This is a genomic window from Corynebacterium sp. HMSC074C11, assembly GCF_001809455.1.
GTDB classification, from domain to species: domain Bacteria; phylum Actinomycetota; class Actinomycetes; order Mycobacteriales; family Mycobacteriaceae; genus Corynebacterium; species Corynebacterium amycolatum.
This window is the reverse complement of record NZ_KV797740.1, coordinates 46,690-60,047: the sequence shown is the minus strand read 5'-3', so window position 1 is coordinate 60,047 and position 13,358 is coordinate 46,690. Positions and strand designations below refer to the sequence as shown.

Here is a 13,358-nt window from a genome sequence, read left to right as displayed (position 1 = left end):
CAATCAGTAGCAGTTTAAGCCGAGCAGCAATCAGGCCCACCAACACCAATTGATGGGCCCAATAAACCGTGCCTAGAACCCATCCCCAAGAGTTTCACCTAAGAACTCCGATTGGGGCTTGACAAAAACATAGGGACACCCCCAGTAGACCATCATGCGCGCTTTTACAGTTGGTGAGCTTTGACGCTCAGATTGGTTTGAAGTACAGTTTCGGCCTATGAAGATTCGTTCCTAATTCGACGCGCTCTTATTCATCGTTGACTCGAAGGCGGAACTTGGCATGCCTATTTCTTTTTCCCATCTCTCTTTTGCCTGGCCAGACGGCACTCCTTGTTTTTCAGACTTAAGCGCTACATTCACTGCGCCTTTCACCGGTCTTGTGGGCGCTAATGGCTCAGGAAAATCGTCCCTCGCTAAGGTATTGGCCGGCATCTATCAACCCACTTCTGGCACGGTGGAGGCCCCTAAAATCGGTTACCTTGACCAAGATTTAGGGCTCAAAGTGACCGACACCATCGCAGATGTATTTAAAGCCCGCGAGATCTTAGATGCCATAGCGGAGATCGAAGCGGGCAACTACTCCGAGGAACTCGCGGACATCGTTGCTGACAACTGGGATCTAAAGGAACGGATTCAGGCCGCCCTTAGCGCGTCGGAATTGAATTTTTCTCTTACTCGCAGCGTCGGCAGCCTGTCGGGAGGAGAGGCAGTCGCTGTGGCGCTGACGGCGTTGTTTTTCTCCCAACCAGAGATGATTGTTCTTGATGAGCCCACGAACAATCTCGACGCCGCCGCCAAGGAGCGCCTCCTACATATGATTGACGCTTCCCAGGTGCCCATGGTGGTCATCTCGCACGATCGGGAGCTGCTCAACCACGCTGACGAGATCGCTGAGCTCTATCACGGCTCATTACGTATGTTTAGCGGAAACTTTGAGCACTACCGTCAAACCATCGACCACGAACAGGAAGCCGTGCGGGCGGAAGTAAGTGAGGCCAGAGCCTCCTATCACAAGGAAGTTCGACAACGTGCCGAGATGCAGACACGGCTCGCCCGTGACGCCCGCCGTGGGAGAAAGTTCGCTACCTCCAAACGCAAGCCCGGCATGGCCATGGGAAACGATAAGAACCGATCTCAGGTCTCGTCAGCCAAGCGTGCCAGTGATGCCGCAGCCTCGGTGTCACAAGCTCGGGCAAGTTATGACTTGGCGCAGCTTAGGTTGCGGGAGGACACTCACGTTCACATCGAGCTTCCCGATACCAGCCTTCCCAATGCCACGCGCGTTCTGGACAGCGAGATGTTGACAATCGTCGGCCCCGAACGTGTTCGACTCGCCGGTGCCAATGGGTCGGGAAAAACTACGTTTCTCAATCGGATTGCCAGCGGCGAAGTCGACTATGCGCTGCCCTGCGGCTACCTACGCCAACGCATCACATTGCCGGCGGAAAAGAGTGTGTGGGAGCTGGTCGCGGAAAGCAATCCGCAGGCTGACCTGCAGCTTATCCGCGACAAGCTGGCGCAACTGTTGTTCCAGAATGACAGTGTCCACGCACCGGTGAGGCAACTTTCCGGAGGCGAGCGGTTCCGCGTCGAGTGCGCGCGCGTGCTGCTTGCGTCCCCCGCACCGCAGTTCCTGCTGGTTGACGAGCCGACTAACAACTTGGATATCCCCACCGTGGACTGGCTTGTCGACGTTCTCTCTGCCTACCGCGGAGCGTTACTCGTCGTCAGCCACGATGAATACTTCTGTTCGAACCTTTCGCTGGATCGCACCATCGAGCTTTAAAAGCATTTTGCAATGGGTCAGTCGGCACACGAAAACGGGCGAGTAATTGACACCTCGAATGTGCTCAGGCAGCGCCTCTTTGAATTGAACCATGACGATATCGTGATTCCATGCATTGTGCCCCCTCAAAAGCACTCGCTGTCACTTTGAGTCGTATTTTTCCACCGTCTTGAGCGGTCATCATTGAAAATGGGGCCAAGTGCATAGGCTGCTGTATTTTTATGAAGTCACTATAGGTGCCGTGATTTTGCCATGTCACGCGCTTAGCATTGTGGGCGACGGTCGGGGAAGCTGAGCTTGCCACCTTGCGGTGGGTGTACTGGGGGGGACACCAATCGGCTTCACGAAGCACTGGGCTACGCCACCCCACAGGAAATAAGAACCGATTACTATCACACCCAGCCCATCAACACAGGGTCGTAAAATATGCGGAACTAAACCCAGGATGTCGATTCGGGATAGTTGGTACCGCGATTCTGCGCATTTGGTACCTGTTTTTCTGTGTAGCCGGAACTGCAAACGATTTTCTCTCATAGTTAATGTTGGCAGTACCGTCGTCTGATGCTGTCTGTGTCTGCGTCAGCTCCTGCTTCGAGCGATCCATCTGGAGCCCTGCCCACGAGATACAACACTGTCGCGATACCAGGCCGACAACATCTCGTTGCGCAGTCCGAGAGCCCCGCACGTCCTAAGTTGCCAAGAGGCCAACCAAACCGTTACCGATCCATCGCCAACACTACTGTCAAATAGCTGGTTGCAACACAGCGGACACCGAACAACCGAACCCACATTGGTGACCTCAACATGCGCGCGGCCAGCGCCCGTTAGCTCCGAACTGTTATTGCATCCAGCCGGGTTGCCGCAGTCGGCCCGGCCCCTGTGCCGGTACCAACTACGCGGAAGGTGGAAGTACCGATTCTTCGGAATACCGGTACCAGAAACCTGCATCTAAAACCCCAGGACACCTCAGTCATAAGAAAACCCCAACAACCAGAGGCAACCCAACAGGAACAACTGCGAAACACCCCTAGATAGGCCCCTGAGAGCAATTAAAACGCCCCCTGATGTGAATGAACTAGCCACCAAGAGTTTCACTTAAAAATTCCGATTCAAGATTGAAAAACATAGGCTCCCTGGCTCCTACCCCGCCACGCACTCTTGCGTGCTGATGGCCCCGTAGTGATCCATCGCCTCATCAATGTGTGGCTGGACCTCGGCGTGCGTCAGCGCGTAACCAGTCTGGTCATTGTTCACACCGGCACCGAAGACCAAGCCCAGGATCTGGCCCTGCGGCGTAATCAGTGGGCCGCCCGAGTTGCCGTGGCGCACATCTGCCTTCAGAACATAGGACTGACGCTCGTGTCGAGTCGACGAATAAATATCCGGGCCTCGAATAATAATGTTCTCCGTCACGCGCGCAGGCGTGGCTTTAAAGGGGCCGGACTCGGGAAAGCCCAGCACTACCGCGTCATCGCCCGGACGAGCTTCCTGGTCCGCCCACTGCATGGGCTCCAGGGGTAGGTCGGTGGTCCGGAGCAAGGCGACGTCGTCAAGCGGATCGTAGTGCACGACGTTTGCGTCGGCCATGCCGACCACAGTTTCCAGCCGAACAGTGGTGGCGCCGGCGACCACGTGCGCGTTGGTGAGAATCAGATCCGGTGCGATGACAAAGCCCGTGCCCTGCAGCAAGCGTTCGCACTGCGGGGCCTCGCCCAAGACGCGGACGATGGACGGTCGAATACTGTCGACGACCCCTTGTGAAATCACATTGGGGTCGGCGGGTTCATCGGGGACGTTCTGCTTGTAGCCGAATGGCGGAGCGATGGCGGGCATTCCATCATCGCGGAGCTGGCGGAGGATGCCACTGAAGCCGTCACTCCATTCGTCGGGCGCGACCTGGTCAATGAGATTCATGCCCTTGGACTCACGCACCCAGTCGGCGAATTGTCCGGGCACGGCGGTGGCCAGGGGTACGGCGATCATCCATGTCACTACCAGCGCAGTCACCGACTGCACGATGGCGCCGAGACTCGAATCCAGGCCGACTGCCAACGGCGAGCGAATGGTATTCCGCAGCGACTGCCCCGCCACTGTTCCCACCGCGTGACCAATCAGGGCGAACAGGATCACCGTGCCGAGGCCCAGAAGAACCTTTCCCGACTGGTTCTCGACTTGTGCCATAGCTAGCGGCGCCAAGGGCACACCAATAACCAAGCCCAGGACAACGCCCAAAATGGCCATAATCGACGAGACGGCGCCCTGCTGCCAGCCGACGACAAGCGTGAAAATAAAAATCGCCAGCAGCGCAACGTCAAACACAGCGATTGCAGGCATCATCGTCGGCCTCCCTTCAGTACGGACAGTTTTTCACCATTAGCGGAACGCGCGAGCACCGGCAAAAGTTTCTGTACGTTGGTCTCGTCCCACGGTTCCGACCAGCCGGCCACATCCAGCAAGTAGGACAGCACGCCGCCGGTAAAGCCCCAAACGACGAAGTCACCAACCTTAAATGCCGGCCCTGTCCAGCCGTGATAGCCCAGCATCATGCGGTTGTCCGGATTCGTCAGGTGGCTGATTGGCACATTGAGCACCGATTCCGTCTCTGCAGGGTCGACTACACGCAGCGGATGCGGTGCATGCCAATACGCCAACACCGGATTGACCGCGAAGCCAGTCCGCGAAATGTCAATCGAGTCCAGCACCCGCACCGGCGTCACCGTCTCTCGGTTCAGGCCGGTTTCTTCCTCGGCTTCACGCAGCGCGGTATCGATTTCATCCACATCCTCGGGATCGACACGACCGCCCGGAAAAGCCATCTGGCCTGCATGTTTACGCAGGGTTGTCGCCCTGTGCGTAAGTACCACGCTGGCATCCTCCGGCCGTTGGTGCGCCTCCGCATCACCGCTGATCAGCACCAACACCGCCGACCGCGCAGGGTTCCGCAATGGTTTCTCCTGCGTCGAGGAGTCTCGCCGCAACTTCGCAAACGCGCGCTTCACGCTTGACGACGAAGCGGAGCGACCGGCCACCTGTTGCTCCGAGTGACCTGCCGCGTCTTGGCTGGTGCTGGTGTGGCCCGCCGCGTCATGATCAGCGCTGACTAGATGCGGCGGCAAACTATTGGTCAACCACTTCGGCAGATACAGCCCCGAGCTTGCGTCGCGATTCCACGACTGTCCCTTAGTCACTTCAACGCACCTCGCACGAGATCAGTAATCTGCTGCGCATCGATGAATTCACCGGGATGAATGGTCGCCACCGTGCCATCGGCCTTAAACACCACGGTAATGGGCACAACTCGCGGTAGATTCAACGCTGGTCCGACCACATCGACCGTGTCCGAGTAGGTCGGTAGATTCACTCCGATTTCCTGCAGGAGGGCCTGGCCACGCCCCGCCTCGCGAGCCGCATGCACCGTCACCACCTGCACATCTGGGTTGTCCTTGCCCCATTGCTCGATAAGCGGCAGCTCTTGGCGACACGGCGCACAGTTCCATGCCCAGACATTAAGCACGGTTGGCTTGCCCTCGACGACCTGGCCCATGTCTACCAGTTCCGTTCGGCCAGCCTCGTTGCTCTGATCCGCTGAGTCTCCCGACTCTGCCAACAGCGGCAAGCGCACACCGGCCAGCGAGCCACTACCCGCTACCGCCGCGATCTCGTCCTTCGACATCGCTGGCGCCGCCGATGCGCTATCCACCTCATCATCACTGCCGGTGCCACCATTATCAGCACCATTCGCACCGGCACTCACACCAGCTCCAGTCCCACCACCGTCGGCCTCGTCATTGCCACCAGTGGTATTCACAATCGCGAAAACCACCAGCCCCACAATGCTAATCCCCGCGATGAGCAGCGTAATCAGCGATGCCGAACGGTTAACGTCCGCCTGCCGATCCCCAATGTGGCCACCATTGTGACTACGACCGCCCTGCTCATTCACGAAAAGTGCTCCTCGACTAGTCCTGTGTCGCTGTGGTGTTGCGCGCGCTATCCCCGTCGTCAAGCGCGGAAAGTTCCTCCCCACTGTAGCCGTCATTAAGACCGGCCAGGTAGAGAAGCCATTCCCTGTCGTCTGACTTAATCAACTTCTCCGCCGTCTCCGGCTCCGCCGGACCCGCGACGCCATACGACGGGCAATCCGCCGCCAAGAAGCACGCCCCGCACGCCGCCCGGCGCGAATGGCACACCCTCCGACCGTGGAAAATCAGTCGGTGCGAAAACCACGTCCACTCCGCGCGCGGCAGCACCTCCATCATCTCGTGCTCCACGCGCACCGGATCTTCCTGCTCCGTGAGGCCCATGCGCCGCACCAGACGTCCAAAATGCGTATCGACGGTCAACCCCGGCACCCCAAAAGCATTCCCCAGCACCACATTTGCTGTCTTTCGCCCTACGCCCGGCAGCTTCACCAGCTCCTCCAACGTGCCCGGGACCTCGCCGCCGTGCTGCTCCATCACGCCCTGCGCAAAACCGATGATGTTCGCGGCCTTATTCCTATAAAAACCCGTCGGCCGAACGAGCTCCTCGACCTCCTCCTGATTCGCAACCGCCAAATCGGCCGGGCTGGGGAACTTAGCGAACAGCGCCGGCGTGGTCATATTCACCCGCGCGTCCGTGCACTGCGCCGACAGAATCGTCGCCACCGCGAGCTCATACGGATTACGAAAATCCAGCTCACAGTGCGCATTCGGGTACGCCACCGCCAGCGTGCGGTTAATCCGCCGCGCACGCCGCACCATACCCAGACGCGTCTCTTTCCCCCGCGCCGCCGGATGCGCCCCCACCGCCCGACGCTTCTTCGACGTCAGGGATCCCTGCGGGTGCGTGGGTTGGGGTTTGCTCGTCGCCTGGTGCTTGCTTATCTGGTGCTTGCTTATCGACGATGCCTTGCCGGTCGTATCCATGGTCGTAGTGTATCGGCTACCCCGGATTGCAATTCGCGTGCGCACCTTTTCGTCATACCTTTCGCGGACGGGATCCTTAGATTCACCAGAGATGCGGATGCAATCAGTTGAAGCTCGGGCGCAATCGGTCAGAAAAGTCGAAAAAGGTCACGTCCAACCACAACTTAGAACACCGTTAGCTCATTGCTATTTAGAAATACACAGTTCAGCGGCTTTTCACCAGAATTCCCCACAGACGCAGTGGCTCTTTTGCTACAGTGGTGTTTATCACATCTTGGTGACGGCGTAGTTTTTGGGATGCATCTATAGAGGCGATTTTGTCGTGAAATTCGTCCAGGGATGAACCTGCCTTGAAAGCTGGCAGCGGCGTTACCGGGAAAGACCGAAAGTAGTGGGACGGGGCAGCTTCTCTTCCCGTTTGACCACTGCAATCTGTAGTCGAGTGTTAATTTGGTGGCCGCTGGCCTGTATTTACGGTGGTTAGTGGCCCAAGACAGGAGAATTTTACCGTGGATGACGTCAAGGAGATTCTCTCCCGGGCCGGTGTATTTCAGGGAGTCGACCAGGAGGCTGTGCAGGCCTTGCTCGGTGAGCTCGAGACGGTTCGCTTCCCGCGTGGAACCACCATCTTCAATGAGGGTGAGCCGGGCGATCGGCTCTACATCATTATTGATGGCAAGGTGAAGCTGGCTCGTCGCTCAGCTGACGGTCGCGAAAACCTGTTGACCATCATGGGCCCGTCCGACATGTTCGGTGAGCTCTCCATCTTCGACCCGGGCCCGCGCACCTCTTCGGCGGTCTGTGTCACCGAGGTTTCCGCCGCATCCATGAGCGCTGATCAGCTGCAGGAATGGGTCGGGTCACACCCGGATGTTCCGGCACAGCTGCTGCGCATGCTGGCCCGCCGTCTGCGTCGCACCAACAATTCGCTGGCTGATCTCATCTTCACCGACGTCCCAGGTCGCGTGGCTAAGTCCCTGCTTCAGCTGGCTAATCGCTTCGGTGTTCAGGAGGGTTCTGCTCTCCGTGTGAACCATGACCTGACCCAGGAGGAAATTGCACAGCTCGTCGGCGCCTCCCGAGAGACCGTTAACAAGGCTCTAGCAGAGTTCGCCCACCGCGGCTGGATTCGCCTTGAGGGCAAGTCCGTGCTCATCTCCGATACAGAGCGTTTGGCTCGACGCGCACGCTAGCTAGTTGCGCTTGTGGCGTTTGCGGCGTTTGCGGAGCTGCCCAAACGATTCACATCCCGCAGCCTCTGCTTTTGGTTCCTCGGTTCCCGTAGGAGCACATAAAACGCATGAGGCTCGCGGGATTTTTGTTGTCTTCCCCGCTTGGCCTGGCATGCTGGCCTGGCATGCCAGCCCCACCCCACCGGCCGAATTATGGCCAATTTTGGCGCACTTATCGATGCTTCCCGTCGATGCTTCCCGCTTTTCTGCCACTCATCGACGCATTCCCGGCACCTATCGATGCACCATTCACCGATTTCTCCCCGCATCAATCACTTGTCGATGCGCTGTTCACTTATGCGTGCGCTATAGCTCATCGACAAGTGGATACCTCATCGATAAGTGATTGAGCTGACCCCCGACGAGGACAACCCACCCCAAAACCGCCCCCGCCCAAACAAAAAGCGCGCAACCTGCACAACTGCAGGTCACACGCCCTTTTTCAAGCGACAACCCAAGCCCAAGCTCTACCTAGGACCAACCCAAGCTCAACCTGAGACCACCCCAGCCCAGCAACCGGCCGAAGCCAAAGCCCAGCAACTACTCCCCGTGATCGCGCAGGTAGCGCAGGGTCACACGAGTCGACTGCTCAGCAGCATGACGCAGCACCGGATCGACATCGGTGTAAATCTCATCCACAATCTGGTCCACCGTAGCTTCGTCACCCAGCTTGGCAACGGCATCCTTCACCTGCTGCAGGCGCAGCTTACGACGCTCAATGTACTTCTGCGTCATTACAGTGATGTCCGGCAGGTCAGCGCCATGACCAGGCAGCAGACGAACACCCTTGCCGCGCGAATCCAGCATTTTCAGGGTTTCCATGTACTTACCCAGGTCGCCGTCGGTCTCCGAAATCATAGTGGTGTGGCGGCCAGCGATTGTGTCACCGGTAACGATACCTTCAACATCATCCTCGCCATCACCAGTATGGATGAAGTAGCAGACAGAATCAGCGGTGTGACCAGGGGTTGCCACGACCTCAATCTGCGGAGTCACTCCGTCGAGGACGATACGTTCGCCGTCGACAAGCGGATCCTGACCTCCCGCACAGTACTGAGACTCCAGCTCTCGAATCGGCGCGCCGGTGAGCTGGCGGAAACGCGCGGCGCCATCAGCATGGTCGCCATGACGGTGCGTCAGCAGAATCAACGCGACGTCACCGGCATAACGCTGGAGGACGTTCAGGTGTCCCTCGTCCTCCGGACCCGGATCGATGACAATGCTGCGGCTATCCCCCTCAGCCTTAATAACGTAGGAGTTCGTACCCTCCAGCGAAGAGTAGCTGGGGTTCGGGCACAGAACGACGCCCACAGACTGAGAAATCTGACGCAGTTGGCTATACGCAGGATGCTCCATGTCCTCTATCCTACGTGGTTGCGCAATCCGGGGAGCGCGCCACGTCCTCCAAATCGACTCATTTGGGTGTAAGCACGCTTCACGACGCCCCGGAGAACGCAACATCCTCGCTGCTTGCAGCAGCAAATACAGCAGCTACTGAGCTACTTCAACGATGATTTCTACTTCCACGGGAGCGTCCAGCGGAAGCTGATTTACACCCACTGCCGAGCGAGCGTGCTGGCCGCGCTCGCCGAAGACGTCGCCGAAGAGCTCCGAGGCTCCGTTGATAACGCCCGGCTGACCAGTGAATCCGGCGGCGGAATTGACGAAGCCGACGACCTTCACGATGCGGGTGACATTGTCGAGGCCAACCTCGGCATCGACTGCGGCCAAAGCGTTGAGAGCGCAGGTGCGGGCGGCCTCCTTGGCCTCCTCAGCAGTGACCTCTGCGCCGACGTGGCCGACGTAGGTGAGCTCGCCGTTAACGAATGGGAGCTGACCGGAAGTGAAAACAAGGTTGCCCGTGCGCGTTGCGGGTACGTAGGCCGCAACTGGCGCGGCAACGGCAGGCAGGGTAAGCCCCAGGTCCTCGAGGGCCTGGGAAGGAGTGCGAGATTCAGAGTTGCTCATTTAAATTAAGCCTTTCCACGGCGACTAGGGCCGGACGAATAAAGTTAGTCAGCCTTTGGGCGCTTGAAGTAACCAACGTGGTTTTCGCCGGTCGGGCCGGGGAGAACGGTGACGAGTTCCCAGCCGTCCTCACCAAAGTTGTCCAGGATGGCCTTGGTGTTGTGAATGAGCAGCGGTGCGGTGAAGTATTCCCATTTAGTAGTCATGGGAGCTACTTTATCTGTCCCCCAGCCTCGCGCGCTGGGGGTTCAGTTTTACTTCGGTCTAAGTTGGGTTTTTACTTAGCCAGCTTTGCCTTGCGCTGAGCTGCGTACTGCTCAGCGTAGAAGTCGGCCCACGAAGTAATTTCCGGGTGCTCGCGCAGCATTGCGCGGCGCTGACGCTCGGTCAGGCCACCCCAGACGCCGAACTCAACGCGGTTATCCAGAGCGTCGGCACGGCACTGCAGAACCACTGGGCAGTGGCGGCAGATAACGGCGGCTTCGCGCTGTGCGGCACCGCGTACGAACAACTTATCCGGGTCAATATCGCGACACTTAGCGCGCGGGACCCACTCCTGGCGATCGCGGAAGCTCTCTACACCGAGCTCGTATTCTGGCGTAGTAGCAGTGCGGTTGCGATCTGGAATCGTGGCGGTCATTGTAGCCTCCTCGTGCCTGCGATTTTCGTTATTTCGAAATAGTTTCAACTAAATAGTGCTGAAATTTTGTTGTAAGTCTATTCACACCACCCAAATAATGTCGATTGGGTCACACTAGGAAGGTGGACGTGGCGCAGCTCTAAATATAACGATGCAGGTGGGGCAACTTTTTCCAACAAAAGCACGGGGGTGATTTGCGTCACTATGAAAATCTTTTTCCGGAAACTACTACACGACGAGTTGCGCGGTGTTGTAAAGGCATTCGTAGCGCCCCTCCCCGCTCGCCAGGCGTTTTACTGGACTCCCCGGGCATGTCACTAGGTGGATTTTCGAAAACCTACTTCGGCTCAATCCGCCCTACCTTGTAGTGTGATTGCTGTGAATAAAGGTTCGACGCTGTTCAAGCTCTCCGTTGCCACTGTGTTGGCAGCGTTGATTATGGCCAGCGCCCTCTTTCCTCTTGTGGGCGGCTCGGCCTACCTCGTTGCGCGCACGGCTGATGAATTCGCGTCGGCGTCGCGGTCGGTGATTTCTAAGGACGCACCAGGGGTCACCACTATTACGGATCGTAATGATCAGCCAATTGCGTGGCTCTATGATCAGAGGCGGGTTAATGTGCCGTCGGAACGCATCTCGCCAGCTATGAAGGACGCACTGGTCAGCGTGGAGGATAGGCGCTTTTATGAGCACTCTGGTGTGGACTGGAAGGGTACTGCTCGTGCGGCGGTAAAGAACTTCATGTCTCAGTCGGTGCAGGAAGGCGCCTCCACGATTGAGCAGCAGTTGATTAAGAACCACACGCTGCTCGTGGACGCGCAGTCGGAGTCGGAGCGCCGCGCTGCTACTGCCACGGATTATGGCCGCAAGATCCGCGAGATTCGCATCGCGTTGGATCTGGAAGATGAGCTGACGAAAGACGAGATTCTGACCAAGTATTTAAACTTGGTCCCCTTCGGCAATGGCGCTTTCGGCGTGGAAGCTGCAGCTCAGACCTACTTCGGCATTCCCGCGTCCGATCTGAATGTTCCGCAGGCCGCTCTGCTCGCGGGCATGGTTCAGCAGTCTTCCGGGCTCGATCCGTATACAAATCCGGAAGGTGCGCATGCACGGCGTAACGACGTGCTTGCGGCTATGGAATCCACGGGGGCAATTGGCCCGCAGGAGGCTCAGGACGCCAAGGCAGCTGATCTCGGTATTCTTCCGGAGCCTCAGCGCCTGCCGCAGGGTTGCATCGCGGCGGGCGATCGCGGTTTCTTCTGTGACTATGTGGTCTCTTACCTGGAGAACCACGGTATTGATGCCGAAAAGCTGAAGCGCGGTGGCTTCCATGTGAAGACCACACTGGACCCGCGTGTGCAGGACAGCGTGCAGGAGTCTCTGCGTCAGCAGGCGTCACCGACTGCGGATGGCGCAGCTGAGGTTATGAGTTTGCTTGAGCCTGGGGATGACTCCAGGAGGTTGCTCGCGATGGCGTCGTCACGCGTATACGGCCTCGATGCGGAGCAAATGCAGACCGTGCAGCCGCAGCCATTTACGCCGGTAGGCAATGGCGCGGGCTCGATTTTTAAGATTTTCGCGGCAACGTCGGCGGTGGAAAAGGGGCTGGGTATTGATACCCACTTCCCGGTGCCGCGTCGTTATGAGGCCTCCGGGCTGGGCACCGGTGGCGCAGAGGGCTGCCCGCCGGGCCTGTACTGCGTGGAGAACGTAGGCAGTTTCCCGCAGTCGATGTCACTGCGTGAGACGCTCGCGCGATCACCGAATACTCCTTTTATTCAGATTTCGGAGCTGGTCGGCGTTGATGGCGTGATGGACATGGCAGTACGCCTGGGCATGCGCTCATACACGGAGCCGGGCAGTTTCGATGGTGAGTCCTCGGTGGCGGACTATGTCTCGGAGCACAAGCTCGGCTCGTTCGTGCTGGGTCCAACGTCGGTGAATAACCTTGAGCTGTCCAATGTCGCTGCCACCCTGGCCAGTAATGGCCGCTGGTGCGAGCCCTCTCCAATTGAGTCGATCACGGACTCCAAGGGCAATGCGGTCAAGCTGAATGTGCCACCGTGCGAGCAGGCGGTGGAGCCGGGGGTTGCGCACGCAATCGCTAATGCGCTCAGCAATGATGCCACCGATGGCACTGCGAAGGATGCCGCGAAAGAGCTGAATTGGGACGGCCCAGTCGCGGCTAAGACCGGTACCACCGAGTCGAACCAGTCCGCGGCATTCCTGGGCTTCACCGGCGGTCTGGCCGGATCGGTGTACGCCTACAACGACACCCCGACTGTCACGGAGCTGTGCACGTCACCGCTGCGGCAGTGCCCAAGCGGCAACCTCTTTGGTGGTCGTGAGCCCGCGCGGACATGGTTTGGTGCAGTCGGCCCGGTTATCGAGGACTATGGCGGAAAGAACCTCCCCCCATTGGATTCGGACTACGGCCTGGGCACCTCTATCACCCAAATGCCGAATGTGGTGGGCATGCAGAAGGCCGAGGCTCGGGAGACCCTTAAGAAGGCTGGCTACAAGGTAGAGGAACGCACGGTGTCCCGCACGGGTGAGTCGCGCGGAATCGTGGTCGGGCTGGATCAGCCGCCACTACTTCTTAAGGGGGGCACCGTCACAATCCGCGTGGCCGATGGCACCCGTCGTCCGACCCCGCCACCAGCGCCGTCGCCGCGACCGGAGTCGACGACGCCCCGGCCGGATCCACTACCGCAGTTCCCTCGCCCGAACACTCCACCGGCGCCGAGCTTGCGGGATTTGATTCCGCTGCTGCCGTTCTAAAAGCTGCCGTTATCGAAGCTACGGTTCTAGAAGCTGCCGGTTTAAAA

The 13,358-nt window shown here is 58.6% G+C and carries 11 protein-coding genes and 1 pseudogene; 4 read left to right on the top strand and 8 right to left on the bottom strand.

What is annotated here, in order from left to right; genetic code table 11:
• Nucleotides 1-280 precede the first annotated feature (280 nt).
• Together HMPREF2614_RS08575 and HMPREF2614_RS11075 are read left to right on the top strand one after the other, a co-directional pair.
• Nucleotides 281-1,786 carry an ABC-F family ATP-binding cassette domain-containing protein gene (locus HMPREF2614_RS08575; RefSeq protein ID WP_070560703.1) on the top strand — a complete coding sequence of 502 codons (1,506 nt, stop codon included), beginning with the start codon at nt 281-283 and terminating at the stop codon, nt 1,784-1,786.
• A gap of 272 nt (nt 1,787-2,058) precedes the next feature.
• Nucleotides 2,059-2,209, top strand: a pseudogene (locus HMPREF2614_RS11075) (IS3 family transposase); the annotation flags it as partial.
• A 717-nt stretch (nt 2,210-2,926) separates the two neighbouring features.
• Here HMPREF2614_RS11075 and HMPREF2614_RS08570 read toward each other — a convergent pair.
• From HMPREF2614_RS08570 to nth, 4 genes are read right to left on the bottom strand one after another with little or no spacing between them, the layout of a single operon-like run.
• Nucleotides 2,927-4,123, bottom strand: a complete 1,197-nt coding sequence (locus HMPREF2614_RS08570; RefSeq protein WP_049180721.1) for a MarP family serine protease — start codon at nt 4,121-4,123, stop codon at nt 2,927-2,929.
• The gene (locus HMPREF2614_RS08565) at nt 4,120-4,974 is read right to left on the bottom strand and encodes an NUDIX hydrolase (protein ID WP_049180720.1); all 855 of its coding nucleotides are present in this window, start codon (nt 4,972-4,974) and stop codon (nt 4,120-4,122) included. Before HMPREF2614_RS08565 ends, HMPREF2614_RS08570 begins: the two co-directional genes overlap by 4 nt.
• Entirely contained in the window at nt 4,971-5,729 is a 759-nt protein-coding gene (locus HMPREF2614_RS08560; RefSeq protein WP_070432014.1) for a TlpA family protein disulfide reductase, read from the bottom strand. The genes HMPREF2614_RS08565 and HMPREF2614_RS08560 overlap by 4 nt, the downstream gene beginning before the upstream one ends.
• A gap of 16 nt (nt 5,730-5,745) precedes the next feature.
• Nucleotides 5,746-6,573, bottom strand: coding sequence for an endonuclease III (gene nth / locus HMPREF2614_RS08555; RefSeq protein WP_224792307.1), 828 nt, complete (start codon nt 6,571-6,573; stop codon nt 5,746-5,748).
• A gap of 629 nt (nt 6,574-7,202) precedes the next feature.
• Here nth and glxR point away from each other — a divergent pair.
• Complete coding sequence (gene glxR / locus HMPREF2614_RS08550; protein ID WP_005511668.1) at nt 7,203-7,886, top strand: CRP-like cAMP-activated global transcriptional regulator GlxR; 684 nt, start codon at nt 7,203-7,205, stop codon at nt 7,884-7,886.
• 579 nt (nt 7,887-8,465) lie between these two features.
• Here glxR and HMPREF2614_RS08545 read toward each other — a convergent pair.
• The 4 genes from HMPREF2614_RS08545 to HMPREF2614_RS08535 all read right to left on the bottom strand — a co-directional run bounded on the left by HMPREF2614_RS08545 (nt 8,466) and on the right by HMPREF2614_RS08535 (nt 10,533).
• Nucleotides 8,466-9,281 (bottom strand): MBL fold metallo-hydrolase, encoded by an 816-nt coding sequence (locus tag HMPREF2614_RS08545; protein ID WP_070432015.1) that lies wholly within the window; start codon nt 9,279-9,281, stop codon nt 8,466-8,468.
• A gap of 135 nt (nt 9,282-9,416) precedes the next feature.
• The gene (locus tag HMPREF2614_RS08540; protein ID WP_070432016.1) at nt 9,417-9,893 is read right to left on the bottom strand and encodes a RidA family protein; all 477 of its coding nucleotides are present in this window, start codon (nt 9,891-9,893) and stop codon (nt 9,417-9,419) included.
• A 44-nt stretch (nt 9,894-9,937) separates the two neighbouring features.
• The gene (locus tag HMPREF2614_RS11070; RefSeq protein WP_005511670.1) at nt 9,938-10,099 is read right to left on the bottom strand and encodes a Sp36 family protein; all 162 of its coding nucleotides are present in this window, start codon (nt 10,097-10,099) and stop codon (nt 9,938-9,940) included.
• 71 nt (nt 10,100-10,170) lie between these two features.
• Entirely contained in the window at nt 10,171-10,533 is a 363-nt protein-coding gene (locus HMPREF2614_RS08535) for a WhiB family transcriptional regulator (protein WP_038627417.1), read from the bottom strand.
• 369 nt (nt 10,534-10,902) lie between these two features.
• On the opposite strand from HMPREF2614_RS08535, the gene HMPREF2614_RS08530 reads away from it, so the two are divergent.
• Complete coding sequence (locus HMPREF2614_RS08530; protein ID WP_049180716.1) at nt 10,903-13,311, top strand: transglycosylase domain-containing protein; 2,409 nt, start codon at nt 10,903-10,905, stop codon at nt 13,309-13,311.
• The last annotated feature ends 47 nt before the right edge of the window (nt 13,312-13,358 follow it).

What these genes read in the sequence shown, in the direction of transcription:
- HMPREF2614_RS08540 (WP_070432016.1), bottom strand. Translation starts at nt 9,893, where the DNA reads ATGAGCAACTCTGAATCTCGCACTCCTTCCCAGGCCCTCGAGGACCTG.
- HMPREF2614_RS08570 (WP_049180721.1), bottom strand. Translation starts at nt 4,123, where the DNA reads ATGATGCCTGCAATCGCTGTGTTTGACGTTGCGCTGCTGGCGATTTTT.
- HMPREF2614_RS11070 (WP_005511670.1), bottom strand. Translation starts at nt 10,099, where the DNA reads ATGACTACTAAATGGGAATACTTCACCGCACCGCTGCTCATTCACAAC.
- HMPREF2614_RS08545 (WP_070432015.1), bottom strand. Translation starts at nt 9,281, where the DNA reads ATGGAGCATCCTGCGTATAGCCAACTGCGTCAGATTTCTCAGTCTGTG.
- HMPREF2614_RS08575 (WP_070560703.1), top strand. Translation starts at nt 281, where the DNA reads ATGCCTATTTCTTTTTCCCATCTCTCTTTTGCCTGGCCAGACGGCACT.
- HMPREF2614_RS08535 (WP_038627417.1), bottom strand. Translation starts at nt 10,533, where the DNA reads ATGACCGCCACGATTCCAGATCGCAACCGCACTGCTACTACGCCAGAA.